This is a genomic window from Kitasatospora sp. NPDC101447 (assembly GCF_044767225.1).
Taxonomy (GTDB): Bacteria; Actinomycetota; Actinomycetes; order Streptomycetales; family Streptomycetaceae; genus Kitasatospora.
Genome location: NZ_JBIWNL010000004.1, coordinates 1 through 16,165, shown reverse-complemented (window position 1 = coordinate 16,165; position 16,165 = coordinate 1). Strand labels below are relative to the sequence as shown.

Genomic DNA, 16,165 nt, shown 5'->3' with positions numbered 1-16,165 from the left:
AGATGCCAGTACGCACACGAGTGTCTGCCGCAGAGCGGGTCTGGGTGCAGTCGTCTCTGTGCTGCGGGGAGCGTGACACACCGCCACCGGCAGCGGCCCGCGGGGCCGCAGAGGAGCCGACCGGAGGCCACGGGTGGAAGGGTGCCTCTCAACGTGACGACCGGACAGATATCGGACGCGTTCCCCGTCGGCGAGGACGCGGGGGACGACGAACCCGAGGTACGACGGCGCCGCGCGGCCCGGGCCCTGCAGGCGGTCGCCTTCGACACCATCGGCGCGGGGTACGGCGAGGCGTTCCCCGCCAAGGACGGGCAGCTGGCCTGCGGCCGGCGGCTGCTCGCCGAGCTCGAACCCGGCGCCCGGGTCCTGGACGTGGGCTGCGGCACCGGCGAGCCGACCGTCCGCCAGCTGGCCGGGGCCGGGCTGCGGGTGACCGGTGTGGACCTCTCCGACGTGATGCTCTCCCTGGCCCGGCGGGCGGCGTTCCCCGGCTCGTTCCCGCCGGTGTTCCATCGGATCGACCTGTACGATCTGGCCACCGCGCGCGCCGACCGGGTCTGGAACGCCCCCGGGCTCGGCCCCGACGGCCACGGCGCCTTCGCCGCCGTCACCGCCTTCTTCTCGTTGATCCTGCTGCCGCAGGACGAGATCCCCACCGTTCTCCGGCGCCTGCGCGAACTCCTGCGGCCGGGCGGACTGCTGGCGCTCGGTATGGTCGAGGCGGACCTGGATCACGTTCCGCTTCCGTTCCTTGGCAGAGAGCTGCGGATCAGTGGGTATCTGAGGGAGGATCTGGAGCGGGTTCTGGTCGCGGCCGGCTTCGCCGTCGAGGAGTGTTCGGGGCATCCGTACGCGCCGGCCAGTACCTCGCTGCCGCCGGAGGAACAGCTGTTCCTGTGCTGTCGACGCGTCGGCTGACCGACCGATCGACCGGAACACCCACCCACGGAACACCCACCGACCACACAGAACCCAGGACAGGCAGCCGTGCGCGACCAGCTCAAGACCGAGGCGGAGCAGCCGCCCGCCGTCCCGGGCCAGCGCCGCCAGGTCCCGGCCCGGGCGCAGGCCCCGACGAGGACGCCGGCCGCGCGGCCGGAGCGCGCCGACGTGGCGGACCGCCTCGCGTACCTCGACTCGGCGACCCGGCGGATCAACAGCGCCCTCGACCTGGCCGCGACGCTGCGCAACATCGGCCGGGTGCTGGTCCCGACCCTGGCCGACGCCGCCGTGGTCCACCTCCGCGACCCGCTGCCCAACGTCGAACGCGAGCCCGGCTTCCCGGAGGAGCTGCGGATCCACCACAGCACCGGCACCCGGATCGGCCGCCGCGGCCGCCCGGGCGGCTTCGACGACCGGCGCCGCTCCCGCTACGGCGCCCGCTCGACGGCCGACAGCGGCCCGGCCACCCCGGTGACCCGCGGCGGGGCGCTCGCGCACGCCCTGCTGAGCCGTCGCCCCGCCGAAGCGGCCGTCCTCGGCACGCCCGGCGCCGAGCGCACCGAGGTGCTGCTGCGCGAGCTGTACGGCACCCGCGGGGTGGCGCGGCTGGCCGCGGGCACCTCCGTGGTCGCCCTGCCGCTGCGCGGCCGCAAGGCCGTCCTCGGACTGCTGGTGCTGATCCGCCGCCCTCCCGAACGCACCGGCCGCCCGGTCTTCGACGCCGCGGACACCGCGACCGCGGCGCACCTCGCCACCCAGGCCGGGCTGGCCGTGGACACCGCCCTGCGGTACGCCCGCGAGTGGGAGATAGCCAACGAACTCCAGCGCAGCATGCTGCCGTTGCGCCTGCCGCAGCCGCACGGAGTCCGGATCGCCCAGCGCTACCTGCCCGGCGAGCGCGGCGCGCAGGTCGGCGGCGACTGGTACGACGCCGTGCCGCTGCCCGGCAACCGGGTCGCCCTGATCGTCGGCGACGTGATGGGCCACTCGCTCACCTCGGCCGCCATCATGGGCCAACTGCGCACCAGCGCCCAGACCTTGGCCGCCCTCGACCTGCCGCCGCACGAGGTGCTCTACCACCTGGACGAGCAGGCCCAGCGGCTCGGCCGCGAACAGCACCTGGCCACCTGCGTGTACGCGGTCTACGACCCGATCGCCAACCGGGTGGTGCTGGCCAACGCCGGGCACGTCCCGCCGGTGCTGGTCCGCCCGGACGGGACGGCCGAGCTGGTGGAGCTGGACTCCGGGGCGCCGATCGGGGTCGGCGGGGTGGACTTCAACTCGGTGGAACTGCCCGCGCCGCCCGGCTCGGCGCTGCTGCTGTTCACCGACGGCCTGGTGGAGACCCGGACCCGCCCGATCAGCGACGGCCTGGAGGTGCTGCGCGCCCGGATCGCCGCCGCCCGCTGGCAGTCCCCCGAGCAGCTGTGCATGGAGGCGCTGCGGATCCTGCCGCCCGGCGACCGCGGGGACGACATCGCCCTGCTCGGCGCCTGCTTCGACGGCATCCCGGCCGGGGACGTCGCGCACTGGTACCTGCAGCCGCGCAACGAGACGCCGGGCCGGGCGCGCCGGCTGGCCGCGCACACCCTGCGCCGCTGGGGGCTGGACGAGCTCAGCGAGGCGACCGCGCTGATGGTCAGCGAGCTGGTGACCAACGCCGTCCAGCACGCGACCCGGCCGATCACCCTGAGCCTGGTGCGCACCACCCGGCTGCGCTGCGAGGTCGGCGACGACAGCCCGCTGCTGCCGCGCCCGCGCCGGGCCGGCCCGGAGGACGAGCGCGGGCGCGGGCTGCAGATAGTGGCGAGGTGCGCGGACCGCTGGGGCGCGACCCGGCTGGGCACCGGCAAGGTGGTCTGGTTCGAGCAGCGGCTGCCGCAGCCGTAGGCCGCCCGACGGCCGCGCCCGACGGGACATGCGCCGGCGCCCGGCGGAAGTGATCCCACCGGGCGCCGCTCGGACACCTCCCGGGCGCCTCCCGGGCGCCCTCGACCGGGGTGTTCAGACCCCGACCGGCTCCTTCGCGGGCTGCTCCTGCAGCCGCGCGATCAGCTGCTCGCCCTCCATGTCCACCCTCGGCACGACCTTCTCCAGCGGCTTCGGGAACCACCAGGCGGCCCGGCCGAACAGCGCCATCGCGGCCGGCACCAGCGCCATCCGCACCACGAAGGCGTCCACCAGCACGCCCACCGCGAGGGCGAATCCGATCGGCTGGACGATCGGGTCGTGGCCGAAGACGAAGGCCCCGAAGACCGAGATCATGATCAGCGCGGCCGCCGTCACCACCCGGGCGCCGCCCTTGACCCCGCCCACGACCGCCTCGCGCGGCGCCTTGCCGTGGACGTGCTGCTCCTTCATCCCGGAGACCAGGAACAGCTCGTAGTCCATCGCCAGCCCGAACAGCACCCCGATCAGCAGGATCGGCACGAAGCTGACCACCGGGCCGACCTTCGGCACGTCGATCACGCCGTCCAGCCAGCCCCACTGGTAGACCGCGACCACCGCGCCGAGCGAGGCGCCGATGCTGAGCAGGAAGCCGAGCACCGCCTTGATCGGCACGAGCACCGAGCGGAAGGCCAGCGCGAGCAGCACCAGCGCGATGCCGACGATCACGGCGACGAACGGCGGCAGGGCCTGGCCGAGCTTGGTGGAGACGTCGATGTTGGCGGCGGCGGTGCCGGTGACGGCGATGTCCGCGCCGGTGGCGGACTTCAGCTCGGCGCGTTGCCCGCGGATCTCGTCGACCAGCGCCTTGGTGCCCTCGTCGTCCGGTCCGGTCCGCGGGATGACGGGCACCAGCGCGGTCCGGCCGCTCGGGTCGACCTGCGGCGGCAGCAGCGTCCGGACGCCCTCCAGGCTCTGCAGCCTGCCCGCCACGCCCTGCACCGCCTGCTCGGGGTGCGGCGCGCCCTGGGCGTCCACGACCACCACCAGGGGCGCGTTGAAGCCGGGCCCGAAGCTGTCGCTGACCAGGTCGTACGCCTTGCGCGCGTCCGTCCCGACGGCCTGCGAGCCGCCGCCCGGCAGGCCGAGGTCCAGACTCGCCGCGGGCACCGCCATGACGCCCAGCCCGGCCAGGCCGACGAGCAGGACGGGCAGCGGCCGGCGGACCACGAAGCGGGCCCAGCGCTCGCCCATGGTGGTCCTGCCGGAGGTGCGCAGGGCCCGCTTCCAGACCGGCAGCCGGTCGACGGCGCGGCCGACGAAGCCCAGCACCGCGGGCAGCAGCGTGATCGCGACCAGCACGGCCACCACGACGGCGCCGGAGGCGGCCAGGCCCATCACGGTGAGGAACGGGACGCCCGCGACGGCGAGCCCGGCGAGCGCGACGACCACGGTCAGGCCGGCGAAGACGACGGCGCTTCCGGCGGTCGCGGTGGCACGGGCGGCGGCCTCCTCCGGCTCCAGTCCCTCGTCCAGGTGGCGCCGGTGACGGAACAGGATGAACAGCGCGTAGTCGATGCCGACCGCGAGGCCGACCATCAGGGCCAGCACCGGTGCGGTGGTGATGATCTGGAACGAGCCGGTGAGCGCCAGCAGTCCGGCCATCGCCACGGCGACGCCGACCAGCGCGGTCAGCAGCGGCAGCCCGGCCGCGACCAGCGTGCCCAGGGTGATCACCAGCACCACCCCGGCCACCACCAGGCCGATCGACTCGGAGCCGCCCTCGATCTGGGCGAACTTGTTGTACGCGTCGCCGCCGAAGGCCACGTCCAGCCCGGCCGCGCGGGCCGGTTCGGCCGCCGCCCGGACCGCGTCGCGCTGCTGGTCGGTGACGTCGGCGAGCTTGTGGTCGAAGGAGACCAGGGCGATCGTCACCCGGCCGTCGGGCGAGACGGCGCCGGTCGCGTACGGGTCGGGCACCGCGGCCACACCGGGGACGTGGGCGATCCGGTCGACGGCCGCGCCGACCGCCGCGGCCGCCTCGGGCGCGGTGGCACCGCCGGGCGCGGGGGCGGCGAAGACGACCTGGGCGGATGCGTGACCCTGCGCCGGGAAGGTGTCCTTGATCCGGTCCAGCGTCGTCTGCGCCTCGGTGCCGGGCACCTTGAACTCGTCGCTGGTCTTGCCGGCGAACGCACCCGCGGCCCCGCCGACCGCGATCAGCACGGCGATCCAGACGGCCAGGACGGCACGCCTTCGGCGGAAGCAGAAGCGGCCCAGTCGGTACAGGTACGTGGCCATGGGTGGTCCCTCGGAGTCGGTCAGGACAGGTCTCGCTCCACCGTACGCGCAACCTTGTCGCGTGACAAAGTCGACCGACAGATGCATTTGACCGAATCATCTGACACAGTTGGCCGACCATGGCGATACCCTGGCTGGATGGCTCATGTCCCCGCCTCCGAACGCCGCCCGCAGCTGGTCCAGGCCGCCATCGACCTGATGGCCCGGGAGGGGATCGCCGCCGGCAGCACCCGCGCGATCGCGGCCGAACTGGGCGTGGCACAGGCGACGGTGCACTACACCTTCGGCACCAAGAAGGACCTCTACCGGGCGGTGATCGAGCAGCTGACCGCCGAGTTCATCGGCTACGTCCGCGACGCCTACCCCGGCGACGGCTCCTTCACCGAGCAGGTCAGGACGCTGGTCCACGCGCTCTGGGAGAGCTCGACGGGCCCGGACGGCCGCTGCCAGCTCCTCACCGAGTTCTCGGCGCTGGCGATGCGCGACCCCGACCTGCAGGAGATCATGCGGGGGCTCCAGCAGGAGAGCGAGGGCACCGCGACCGAGATGATCACCGCGCTCGCCGCGGCGCACGGCCTGCAACTCGCCACGCCCGCCGAGGAGATCGCCGTCCACTTCCTGACCGGGTTCCACGGCCTGACCGACCGTTACCTGTCGCTGCGCGCTCCCGGCGAGCAGCCCGGCCCGGACACCCTGCGGGCGCTGGACGTCCTGGTGGCCACCGCGGTCGGACTCTGCCTGGGCACGCCCGCCGACCTCTAGGAGCCCGCGCGGCGGCCCCTCCGCTCAGGAACCGATGATCCGGACCGGCAGTTCGACCAGCACCTCGCGCAGCGCCGCCGCGAAGCGCTCGTACTCGTCGCCGCGGGCCGAGCCGGGGCGGACGGCCAGACCGATCCGGCGGCCGGGCGCCGGCTCGGCGAAGCGGACGGCGGCGAGCCGGTCGCTGCGCCCGGCCTCGACGTCCAGCGCCGTGGCGGGCAGCAGGGTCACCCCGAGGCCGCCGGCGACCAGCTGGACCAGCGTGGACAGCCCGGCCGCACGGGTGGTCGAGCCCGCCGGGTCGGCGCCGACCTCGCGGCAGATGTCCAGCGCCTGGTCGCGCAGGCAGTGGCCCTCCTCCAGCAGCAGCACGTCCAGGTCGAGCAGCACGTCGCGCGGGACGTCGACCCGCCCGGCGAGCGGATGGTCGGTCGGCGTGATCAGGACGAAGTCCTCGTCGAAGAGCGGGATGTCCAGGGTCGGGGAGGCCCCGCCGGCCGGGAGCGCGAGCAGCAGGACGTCCAGGCGCCCCGAGGCCAGGCCCTCCAGCAGCGAGGGGGTGCGCTCCTCGTGGACGTGCGGCTCCAGCTCCGGGAAGCGGTCGCGGACCAGCCGCAGCACGGTGGGCAGCAGGTAGGGCGCGACGGTCGGGATGACGCCGAGGTGCAACGGCCCGGTGAACGGGCGGCGGGCGGCCTCGACCTCCTCGGTGAGCGCCTGCAGCGAGGCGAGCACCCGACGGGCGTGCTGGTGCACCCGCTCCCCCAGCGGCGTGACGATCACCCTGCGCGTCGTACGCTCGACCAGCTGCGCGCCCAGCGACTCCTCCAGCGCCGCGACCGCACCGGACAGCGCGGGCTGGCTGGTCCCGGTCGCCGCCGCGGCCTCCCGGAAGTGCCGGTGCTCGGCCACCGCGACGAAGGCCCGCAGCTGGGCGACGGTCGGGGTGCGCGGACTGCGGACCGTGGTGCTCGTCACAGTCGGGTCGGCCTTGGCGGCGGCGCTCCGCCGGGAGCCCGGCCGCGACGTGGGGGATTCGGTACTGATAGCAATCTCCGATCAGACACATCCAGTGTAGCTATTTCCCTGATCAGTCCACGATGTGGAATCGTGCTGGGTGTCCGGAATCCGGACAAAGCTCCCCTCATCTCACTTCAGGAGAAGCGAACGTGCTCACGATCGGTGACAAGTTCCCCGAGTTCGACCTCAAGGCCTGTGTCGACCTGGACGCCGCGAGCGCCTTCGCTGACATCAACCACAAGACCTACGAGGGCAAGTGGAAGATCGTCTTCTTCTGGCCGATGGACTTCACCTTCGTCTGCCCGACCGAGATCGCCGCGTTCGGCAAGCTGAACGACGAGTTCGCCGACCGTGACGCCCAGGTCCTCGGCGTCTCCGGCGACTCCGAGTTCGTGCACCACGCCTGGCGCAAGGACCACAAGGACCTGCGCGACCTGCCCTTCCCGATGCTGGCCGACATCAAGCACGACCTGATGCGCGCCTGCGGCGTCGAGGCCGAGGACGGCACCGCCCAGCGCGCCGTCTTCATCGTCGACCCGAACAACGAGATCCAGTTCGTCATGGTGACCGCCGGCTCCGTCGGCCGTAACCCCAAGGAGGTCCTGCGGGTGCTGGACGCCCTGCAGACCGACGAGCTGTGCCCGTGCAACTGGAACAAGGGCGAGGACACCCTCGACGCCCAGGCCCTGCTGGCGGGCTGACCCATGGCTCTCGACGACCTGAAGGCCGCCCTCCCGGACTACGCCAAGGACCTCAAGCTCAACCTGGGCTCGGTCATCGGCAACTCCGACCTCCCCGCGCAGCAGCTCTGGGGCACCGTGCTGTCCTGCGCGATGGCCAGCCGCAGCGCCGGTCTGCTGCGCGAGCTGGAGCCGGAGGCCAAGGCCAACCTCTCCCCCGAGGCGTACACCGCTGCCAAGGGCGCGGCCGCGATCATGGGGATGAACAACGTCTACTACCGGACGCTGCACCTGCTCTCCGACAAGGAGTACAGCACGATGCGGGCCGGTCTGCGGATGAACATCATCGGCACCCCGGGCGTCGAGAAGGTCGACTTCGAGCTCTGGTGCTTCGCCGTCTCGGCCATCAACGGCTGCGGCCAGTGCCTCGACTCGCACGAGGCCGTCCTGCGCAAGGCCGGCGTCGAGCGTGAGGTCATCCAGGCCTCGATGAAGATCGCCGCCGTCCTGCAGGCCGTGGCCGGCGTCCTCGACTCCGAGGCCGCCCTCGCCGACGTCACCGCCTGACGCACCCGGCACCCGAGCGGGCCCCCTCCCGGACACACGTCCGGGAGGGGGCCCGTCGCCGTTTCCCGGTACGCCCGCGCCGCGCCGACCCTCCGGCACCCGGGCGGCTGCCCGGGCCGGTCCGTCCGCGGCCGTCCGTCCCGCGCGGGTCAGTCCGTGGCGGGCTGGGCGACCGGGCTCGGCTGGACCGCCTGGTTCGGCTGGGCCGCAGCCGTGGGGTGGGTGGCGGCGGTGCGCTCGGCGGCCTCGCGGGCGGCTTCGAGGGCGACGAACACGGCCTGGCCGGCCTCGTTGCGACGGCGGAGGTGGGTGATCACGGTGTTGGTGACGGCGATCAGCGGGACGGCGACGACCGCGCCGCCGATGCCGCCGATGATGCCGCCGGCCGCGACACCGAGGACCACGCCCAGCGGGTGCACCCGGACGGCCCGGCCGAGGATCAGCGGCTGCAGGATGTGGCTCTCGACCTGCATCACCGCGATCAGCACCACCAGCACCATCAGCGCCGTCCACGGCCCCTGGGTGACCAGGGCGATCAGCACCGCGACGGTGCCGGTGACCAGTGCGCCGACCAGCGGGACGAAGGCGCCCAGGAAGATGATCACGGCCAGCGGCATCGCCAGCGGGACGCCCAGCAGGTCGATGCCGATCCCGATGCAGACCGCGTCGATGAAGGCCACGCACACGGTGCCGCGCACGTAGGCGGTGAGCGTCGCCCAGGCCTTCGGGCCGGCGCCGGCCATCGCGAAGCGGGAGTGCCGGGGCAGTCCGCGCAGCGCCCAGTTCCAGATCCGCTCACCGTCGTAGAGGAGGAAGAAGGTGGTGAAGAAGGTCATCAGCAGCGCGGTCAGCACCTCGACGGCGATCTGCGCGCCGGTGATCGAGGCCGAGGTGAGCTGATCGGTGTTGGTGGTGATCGCCTTGGTGATCTGGTCGGCGAAGTCCTTGATCTGCTGCTGGGTCAGGTGCAGCGGCCCGGTGATCAGCCAGTCCCGCAGCTGGTTGACACCGTCCTTGACCTGGGCGGTGACGTCCGGCAGGTTGGTGCTCACCTGCCAGACCACGAACCAGCCGACCAGTCCGATCCCGGCCAGACCGCTCAGGAAGACCACGCCGGCCGCCAGCGAGCGCGGCGCCCCGTGCCGGCGCAGCCAGGACACCGAGGGCTCCAGCAGCGCGGCGATCAACAGCGAGGCCAGCACCGAGAAGGCGACCAGCCGCAGCATGTCGACCACGTAGAAGACGACGTAGAGCGCGGCGCCGAGCAGCAGCAGTCGCCAGGTCGACTCGGCGGCCACCCGCAGTCCCCACGGCACCGCCTCGGCGGGGGTGGCGGGCCGACCGGGGTGGTACTCGCGGCCGAGCCCGGCGTGCACGGTGGGCTCGGTGGGCGCGGCCGGAGCCGGTGCGACGGGTGCGGGCGCCTCGACGACCGGCGCCCCCACCGGCACCGCCGGCGCCGGGGCGGGGTCGGCCCTGGGGACCGGCACCGGGCCGGACGCCTCGACGGCCGGCACGGGCCCCTCGACGAGCGTGTGACCCTCCGTGAGCACGGGCACGGCGAGTTCGTGCGGGTCGGCCGCCATCGCGGCGCGTCTGCGCCGTTCGATCACGGCGGCCGCGCTCGCCACCACGGCCATGCCCTTGGCCACGGCCTTGAAGGCCTTTCCGCCCCGCGCCATCCTCGCTACCACCGCTCCCCTGCCCGGTCCGCCGTGCCCGGCGGTACGCCGCGGGTCCTGCCGCGGCCGTCAGGGATGACGCTACCCGGCGAGGGTGCGGCGAGTCCGGCCGCCGGTCAGTTCGATTCGACGACCTCACTCCGGAAACCAGGGCAAATCGCCATGTTCCCGCTGGTTTCGGATGCACTTCGCTGGGGAGGAGTCGGGACGAGACCCCGGAGAGCACGGCTCCGGAGGGCATCGAGAGCCAACTGCCGGCGGACCGGCCGGTGCGGGGAGCAACCAGGACCCCTCCCCGCGCCCCGCGTCCGCATCCAGGACCGCACCGCCCGAGAGCGCACTGGTCAGCGCAGCCCGGGCGGCGCGGTTCGTCTGCTCCCGCCGGCACGCCGGCGGCCGGCCGCCCCGGCCCAGGAACGGCAACGGCAACGGCAACGGCAACGGCAACGGCAACGGCCCAGGAACAGCGACGGCCCCGGCCGCCCGCCCGGGAAGGGCGAGCGGCCGGGGCCGTACGGAGTGCGCCGCCGCAGCGGCAGCCGCTCCTAGTACCAGCTGTGGGCCTGCCAGAACGACCAGGCGCCGCAGGGGCTGCCGTAGCGGCTGTTCATGTAGTTGAGGCCCCACTGGATCTGGGTGGCCGGGTTGGTGCGCCAGTCGGCGCCGACCGAGGCCATCTTCGAGCCGGGCAGCGCCTGGACGAGGCCGTACGCGCCGGAGCTCTTGTTGGTCGCGGTGTAGTCCCAGCCGCTCTCGCGCTTCACGATCTGGCTGAAGCACTGGAACTGGGCGTCGTTGCCGACGATCTGCCGGGCCAGGTCCTGGACCGAGCCGGGGCTGACCGAGACCGGGGGCGTGTTGGTGCTGCCGTCGACAGCAGTCATCGCCGAACGGGCCTTCGACCGGTTGGCGGCCTCGGCGGCGGCCTTGCGGGCGTCGTCGGCAGCCTTGGCAGCCTTGTCCGCGTCGGCCTTGGCCTGGGCGTCGGCCTTCGCCTGGGCGTCCGCGGCGGCCTTCTGGCGCGCGGCCTCCTCGGCGGCCTTCTGCTCCGCGGCGGCCTTGGCAGCTGCGTCGGCGGAGGCCTGCTGGGCGGTCGCCTGCTGGCCGATGTTGTCACTGATGGTCTGCGCCTGGGCGCCAGAGGGGACTTCGGCAAGCAGGGTCGCGCCGGCGACGTCGACCGTCTGCGTGGTCTTGCCCTCGCTGCCCGAGGCCATACCAACGACGGCACCGACAGCGGTGACGGCGGTGGCGGAGGCCACAGCAACTCCCCGGACCGAGATCCGAGTCACATGGATTCCTTCCAGCATCGCCCACGCGTGACCGTGCGGACGCAACATGCCCCTTGGCACGGACCTCCGCACGGTGCTCTGGTCACGGGAGGTGCTGGCCCGGCGTCCGGTGCCGAGGTGAGGCGACCGGGCGTTGGAATCGGGCGGCGTACGGCTCATCGGTGTTCAATTATGCGTCCACCGACCGGAGTTGGCGGACCTTCCGGGCCTGACTCCCGGGGTCCGGAAGCCCTGCCGCGCCGTACGCGGGGCCTGACAGAACCCTCACCATGCCGCACGGGACACCGCGGACGCAATTCCCGCCCGCGTGGCGCATGTCACATTCACCGCCCCGGAGTTCGCCGGACGGAAAGCACTCGATGTGATGAAACGGATGGGGCCCGCTCCGTCAGGAGCGGGCCCCGGGGCGCGAATTGACCGCATTGTCCGACTATGTCCCGATCAGGGACGGATCACGGGTTGATGTCCTCCAGCATCTCCGTGACCAGCGCCGCGATCGGCGAACGCTCCGAGCGCGTGAGCGTGATGTGCGCGAACAACGGATGCCCCTTCAGCTTCTCCACCACCGCCACCACGCCGTCGTACCGGCCCACCCGGAGGTTGTCCCGCTGCGCCACGTCGTGGGTGAGCACCACCCGCGAGCCCTGGCCGATCCGGGACAGCACCGTCAGCAGGACGTTCCGCTCCAGCGACTGCGCCTCGTCCACGATCACGAAGGCGTCGTGCAGCGAGCGCCCCCGGATGTGGGTCAGCGGCAGCACCTCCAGCATCCCCCGGGAGATGACCTCCTCGATCACGTCCGGCGTGGTGACGGCGGAGAGGGTGTCGAAGACCGCCTGCGCCCAGGGGCCCATCTTCTCCGCCTCGGAGCCCGGCAGGTAGCCGAGCTCCTGGCCGCCGACCGCGTACAGCGGCCGGAAGACCATCACCTTGCGGTGCTGCCTCCGCTCCAGCACCGCCTCCAGACCCGCGCACAGCGCCAGCGCCGACTTGCCCGTACCGGCCCGGCCGCCCATCGAGACGATGCCGATGTCCGGATCGAGCAGGAGGTCCAGCGCCACCCGCTGTTCGGCGCTGCGCCCGCGCAGCCCGAACGCCTCGCGCTCCCCGCGCACCAGCCGGACCCGCCCGTCGCCGGTGACCCGGCCGAGCGCGCGGCCGCGCTCCGAGGTGAGCACCAGTCCGGTGTGGACGGGCAGTTCGTCCACCCCGTCGACGTCCACCCCGGCGTCGTGGCCGGCCGCGAACAGCGCGTCCACCTGATCGGCCGGGACGTGCAGCTCGGACATGCCCGTCCAGCCGGAGGTGATCGCCAGCTCGGCCCGGTACTCCTCGGCGAGCAGGCCCACCGAGCTGGCCTTGATCCGCAGCGGCAGGTCCTTGGAGACGACGGTGACGTCGTAGCCCTCGGCCTGCAGGTTGCGGGCGACCGCGAGGATCCGGGTGTCCGCCTCACCGCCGCCGGCGCGGTAGCCGACCGGCAGTATCGACACGTCGGAGTGGTTGAGCTCGACCCTGATGGTGCCGCCGAGCTCGCCGACCGGGATCGGCTCGTCGAGCCGGCCGTGGCGGATGCGGTAGTCGTCGAGCAGTCGCAGCGCCTGGCGGGCGAAGTAGCCCAACTCCGGGTGGTGCCGCTTGGCCTCCAGCTCGGTGACGACCACCACCGGCAGGACGACCTCGTGCTCGTCGAAGCGGGTCATGGCGAGCGGGTCCGCCAGGAGCACGCTGGTGTCGAGAACGTACGTGCGCCGGTCTGGTGTCCGGCGGCTCTTGGAACTGACCACTAGGCCTCCAGAGCGGATGACCCTGCGTCATCCGCGGCAAGCCGGCCTCGCTGCCCCGGTGGCCTCGGGGCCGGACTGACTGGAGTATTCCCAGGCGGGGGGCGGTGCATTCGCGCCCCCGGCGAACTGACGGATCATTGCCGGTGAACGTTTGGCCTCGCGCGGCACCCGGGTAGGCCAGCCCTACGGCGGTCACTTCGCCGCGCGGCCGCCGGCCGGGGCCGCGGGCCCGCGACCAGGACGGGCCCTAGAGCCCCAGCCGCCGGTTGCGCTGCTCGAACGCGCGCAGGGCGCGCAGGAAGTCGACCTTGCGGAAGGCCGGCCAGTACGCCTCGCAGAAGTAGAACTCGCTGTGCGCGCTCTGCCAGAGCAGGAAGCCGGACAGCCGCTGCTCGCCCGAGGTGCGGATGATCAGGTCCGGGTCGGGCTGGTTGCGGGTGTAGAGGTGCTCGGAGATGTGCTCGACGGTCAGGATCTCGGCCAGTTCCTCGATCGAGGTGCCGCGGCCGGCCTGTTCCTGGAGCAGTGAGCGGACGGCGTCGGCGATCTCGTGCCGGCCGCCGTAGCCGACGGCGACGTTGACCGTGATGCCGTCGATGTCGGCGGTCTCGTCGGCGGCGCGCTTGAGCACGTCGGCCGTGTGCTGCGGGAGCAGGTCCAGCGCGCCGACCGGGTGGACCCGCCAGCGGCGGGCGGCGGCCAGGCCGGTGACGGCGTCCTCGATGATGCCGAGCAGCGGGACCAGCTCGTCGGCCGGGCGGTCCAGGTTGTCGGTGGAGAGCATCCAGAGGGTGACGACCTTGACGTGGGTCTCGTCGCACCAGCCGAGGAACTCGGTGATCTTGTCGGCGCCGCGCTGGTGCCCGTAGGCGGTGGAACCGCCCGCGGCCTTGGCCCAGCGGCGGTTGCCGTCGAGGATCACGCCGATGTGGTGCGGGGTGCGCGCGAGGTGGACCTCGACCCGGCGGCCGTAGAGCCCGTACATCCCGCCCAGCAGGGTGCGCAGCCCCGGCGTCCGTTCGGCGACATCGCGCAGACCCATGTTTCCCGGACCCCTCCGTGCTCGTTCAGCGGGTGCGTCACCACCCCGGCGCAGCCTACTCCGGCAGGCACGCGCACGGTAAAGCCGCAGGTAGCGGTCTGGTCACGGTCCTGTGCGAAGTCTGTCGCAAGGAGCGCGTCGGGGCCTTCGGGGGAGCGCCCGGCGGTCGTCCGGGAGCCGCCCGGGGCGTCCGGTGGCGGTGGCGGTGCGGACACGGAACGGTCTCCGGATCCTTAACGGAACCGTAAGCCGTCCGTCCGGTGCTTGACGACCAGCAATGGTCTAGTCCAGCTTGTGACCCGGGACGGAACGACCCTCCGCCGCCCCTCACCCAGGCTCACCCCGGGCCCTCCCACGGCCTGCTCGGACGCAAAGCCCTCCCCCCACACGCGGCCGCCGCGCCCCCCACCGCGGCGGCCGCTCCTCCTCCCCCAGGAGCGTCATCCCATGGCCCGTACGCTGAACCAGCCCTCCCACAAGCGCCGGCGCAGCCCCCTCCCGGCCGTCGCGGCCGGTGCCACCGCCCTCGCCCTGGCCGGCGGCGGCCTCGCCCTCTTCGCCGGCGGCGCCGGCGCGGCGGTCGGAAACCTGGTCACCAACGGCGGCTTCGACGGCGGCCTGGGCGGCTGGAGCTGCACCGGCGCCGCGGCCGCCGTGTCCTCGCCGGTCCACTCCGGCACCGGCGCGCTGCAGGCGACCCCGGGCGCCGGCGACACCTCCGAGTGCACCCAGACCATCAGCGTGCTGCCCAACACCAGCTACACGCTGAGCGCCTGGGTCCAGGGCCCGTACGTCTACCTCGGCGCGCGCGGTACCGGCGGCACCGACCCCTCCACCTGGTCCAACCAGAACAGCTGGAACCAGCTGTCCACCACCTTCACCACCGGGGCGAACGCCACCAGCGTCACCGTGTACCTGCACGGCTGGTACGGCCAGGGCGCCTACCTCGCCGACGACGTCGCGCTGGCCGGCCCCGGCGGCACCGGCACCCCCTCGCCGACCGCGACCCCCACCCCCACGCCGACCGCGACGGCCACCGCCTCCCCCACGGCCACGCCCACGGCGACCCCCACCGCCACGCCCACCCAGACCGCGACGCCCACTCCCACCGCCACGCCGACCGGCACCACCCCGCCGACCACCGGCCTGCCGGCGCACGCCGTCACCGGCTACTGGCAGAACTTCGACAACAACTCGACCCCGCAGCGCCTGAGCGACGTCCAGAGCGCGTACGACATCATCGCGGTGTCCTTCGCCGACGCCGTGCCGACCCGCACCGGCGCGATCAGCTTCACGCTGGACCCCGGTCTGTCCAAGGCGCTCGGCGGCTACACCGACGCCCAGTTCCGCGCCGACCTCAAGGCCAAGAAGGCGGCCGGCAAGAAGGTCGTCCTCTCCATCGGCGGCCAGAACGGCGCGATCAGCGTCGGGGACGCCACCGCCGCGGCCAACTTCGCCGACAGCGCCTACGCGATCATCAAGGACTACGGCTTCGACGGCATCGACGTCGACCTGGAGAACGGCGTCCAGCCCGGCCCGCTGGCCGACGCGCTGCACTCCCTGCAGGCCAAGGTCGGCTCCGGCTTCGTCCTGACCATGGCGCCCGAGACCATCGGGATGTACAGCACCGCCGGCGCCTACTTCCAGCTGGCGCTGAAGACCAAGGACATCCTCACCGTCGTCAACACCCAGTTCTACAACTCGGGCGGCATGAACGGCTGCGACGGCAAGGTCTACAACCAGGGCACCATCGACTTCATCACCTCGCAGGTCTGCACCCACATCCAGGGCGGACTGCGGCCGGACCAGGTCGGCATCGGCGTCCCCGCCTCCACCCGGGCGGCCGGCGGCGGCTACGTCTCCCCGACCGTGGTGAACAACGCGCTGGACTGCCTGGCCACCGGCAACAACTGCGGCAGCTTCGTGCCGCCGGCCAAGTGGCCGACCATCCGCGGCGCGATGACCTGGTCGACCAACTGGGACGCCAACAACGGCAACGCGTTCTCCGACACGGTCGGCCCGTTCGTCCACCGGATGCCCTGAGGACCCACCTCCCCCGGCGCGCCGCTCCTTGAGGGTGGGGCAGGCGCGCCGACGGCGGGGCCCCGCGGACCCCGCCGGGACCACGGGGCCCCCCCGGGTGCGCGGGTCCCCCCGCCCCCCCCGACCCGGGCCCCCCCGCCCGGAGCGCCCCCCGCAGCAC

At 73.2% G+C, this 16,165-nt stretch carries 12 protein-coding genes; 6 read left to right on the top strand and 6 right to left on the bottom strand.

The annotated features are described in order from the left end of the window. The first annotated feature begins 246 nt into the window (after positions 1–246). Positions 247–918, top strand: coding sequence for a class I SAM-dependent methyltransferase (locus tag ACIRST_RS07120; RefSeq protein ID WP_402800935.1), 672 nt, complete (start codon positions 247–249; stop codon positions 916–918). 69 nt (positions 919–987) lie between these two features. Continuing rightward, on the top strand, positions 988–2,832 hold the full coding sequence (locus ACIRST_RS07115) for an ATP-binding SpoIIE family protein phosphatase (protein WP_350522200.1): 1,845 nt from the start codon (positions 988–990) through the stop codon (positions 2,830–2,832). Between the two features lie 114 nt (positions 2,833–2,946). Here ACIRST_RS07115 and ACIRST_RS07110 read toward each other — a convergent pair whose 3' ends face one another. After that, positions 2,947–5,130, bottom strand: coding sequence for an MMPL family transporter (locus tag ACIRST_RS07110; protein ID WP_350522201.1), 2,184 nt, complete (start codon positions 5,128–5,130; stop codon positions 2,947–2,949). Positions 5,131–5,268: 138 nt separating this feature from the next. Here ACIRST_RS07110 and ACIRST_RS07105 point away from each other — a divergent pair, with 138 nt between their 5' ends. Beyond that, a complete protein-coding gene (locus tag ACIRST_RS07105) occupies positions 5,269–5,892 on the top strand; it encodes a TetR family transcriptional regulator (protein WP_350522202.1) in 624 nt (207 codons plus the stop codon). A gap of 24 nt (positions 5,893–5,916) precedes the next feature. Here the strand turns inward: ACIRST_RS07105 and ACIRST_RS07100 are convergent, their stop codons facing one another. Then, entirely contained in the window at positions 5,917–6,870 is a 954-nt protein-coding gene (locus tag ACIRST_RS07100; protein ID WP_402800649.1) for a LysR substrate-binding domain-containing protein, read from the bottom strand. A 191-nt stretch (positions 6,871–7,061) separates the two neighbouring features. Between ACIRST_RS07100 and ACIRST_RS07095 the strand changes: the two genes are divergently transcribed. Further along, on the top strand, positions 7,062–7,613 hold the full coding sequence (locus ACIRST_RS07095) for a peroxiredoxin (RefSeq protein WP_350522204.1): 552 nt from the start codon (positions 7,062–7,064) through the stop codon (positions 7,611–7,613). A 3-nt stretch (positions 7,614–7,616) separates the two neighbouring features. Further along, the gene (locus ACIRST_RS07090; protein WP_350522205.1) at positions 7,617–8,159 is read left to right on the top strand and encodes an alkyl hydroperoxide reductase; all 543 of its coding nucleotides are present in this window, start codon (positions 7,617–7,619) and stop codon (positions 8,157–8,159) included. Between the two features lie 149 nt (positions 8,160–8,308). On the opposite strand, the gene ACIRST_RS07085 is transcribed toward ACIRST_RS07090, so the two are convergent. From ACIRST_RS07085 to ACIRST_RS07070, 4 genes are all read right to left on the bottom strand, one after another. Beyond that, positions 8,309–9,841, bottom strand: coding sequence for an AI-2E family transporter (locus tag ACIRST_RS07085; protein WP_402800647.1), 1,533 nt, complete (start codon positions 9,839–9,841; stop codon positions 8,309–8,311). A 545-nt stretch (positions 9,842–10,386) separates the two neighbouring features. After that, positions 10,387–11,133: a transglycosylase SLT domain-containing protein gene (locus ACIRST_RS07080; RefSeq protein WP_396544663.1), complete on the bottom strand. Its 747-nt coding sequence runs from the start codon at positions 11,131–11,133 to the stop codon at positions 10,387–10,389. A gap of 452 nt (positions 11,134–11,585) precedes the next feature. Next, a complete protein-coding gene (locus tag ACIRST_RS07075) occupies positions 11,586–12,920 on the bottom strand; it encodes a PhoH family protein (protein WP_350522208.1) in 1,335 nt (444 codons plus the stop codon). A gap of 247 nt (positions 12,921–13,167) precedes the next feature. Further along, complete coding sequence (locus tag ACIRST_RS07070) at positions 13,168–13,962, bottom strand: isoprenyl transferase (protein ID WP_350522209.1); 795 nt, start codon at positions 13,960–13,962, stop codon at positions 13,168–13,170. A 447-nt stretch (positions 13,963–14,409) separates the two neighbouring features. Here ACIRST_RS07070 and ACIRST_RS07065 point away from each other — a divergent pair, with 447 nt between their 5' ends. After that, entirely contained in the window at positions 14,410–16,005 is a 1,596-nt protein-coding gene (locus ACIRST_RS07065; protein ID WP_402800645.1) for a chitinase, read from the top strand. Positions 16,006–16,165 lie beyond the last annotated feature (160 nt).

Excerpts from the sequence above, each read along its gene's own strand:
- ACIRST_RS07065 (WP_402800645.1), top strand. The coding sequence starts at position 14,410 with ATGGCCCGTACGCTGAACCAGCCCTCCCACAAGCGCCGGCGCAGCCCC.
- ACIRST_RS07085 (WP_402800647.1), bottom strand. The coding sequence starts at position 9,841 with ATGGCGCGGGGCGGAAAGGCCTTCAAGGCCGTGGCCAAGGGCATGGCC.
- ACIRST_RS07070 (WP_350522209.1), bottom strand. The coding sequence starts at position 13,962 with ATGGGTCTGCGCGATGTCGCCGAACGGACGCCGGGGCTGCGCACCCTG.
- ACIRST_RS07105 (WP_350522202.1), top strand. The coding sequence starts at position 5,269 with ATGGCTCATGTCCCCGCCTCCGAACGCCGCCCGCAGCTGGTCCAGGCC.
- ACIRST_RS07090 (WP_350522205.1), top strand. The coding sequence starts at position 7,617 with ATGGCTCTCGACGACCTGAAGGCCGCCCTCCCGGACTACGCCAAGGAC.
- ACIRST_RS07110 (WP_350522201.1), bottom strand. The coding sequence starts at position 5,130 with ATGGCCACGTACCTGTACCGACTGGGCCGCTTCTGCTTCCGCCGAAGG.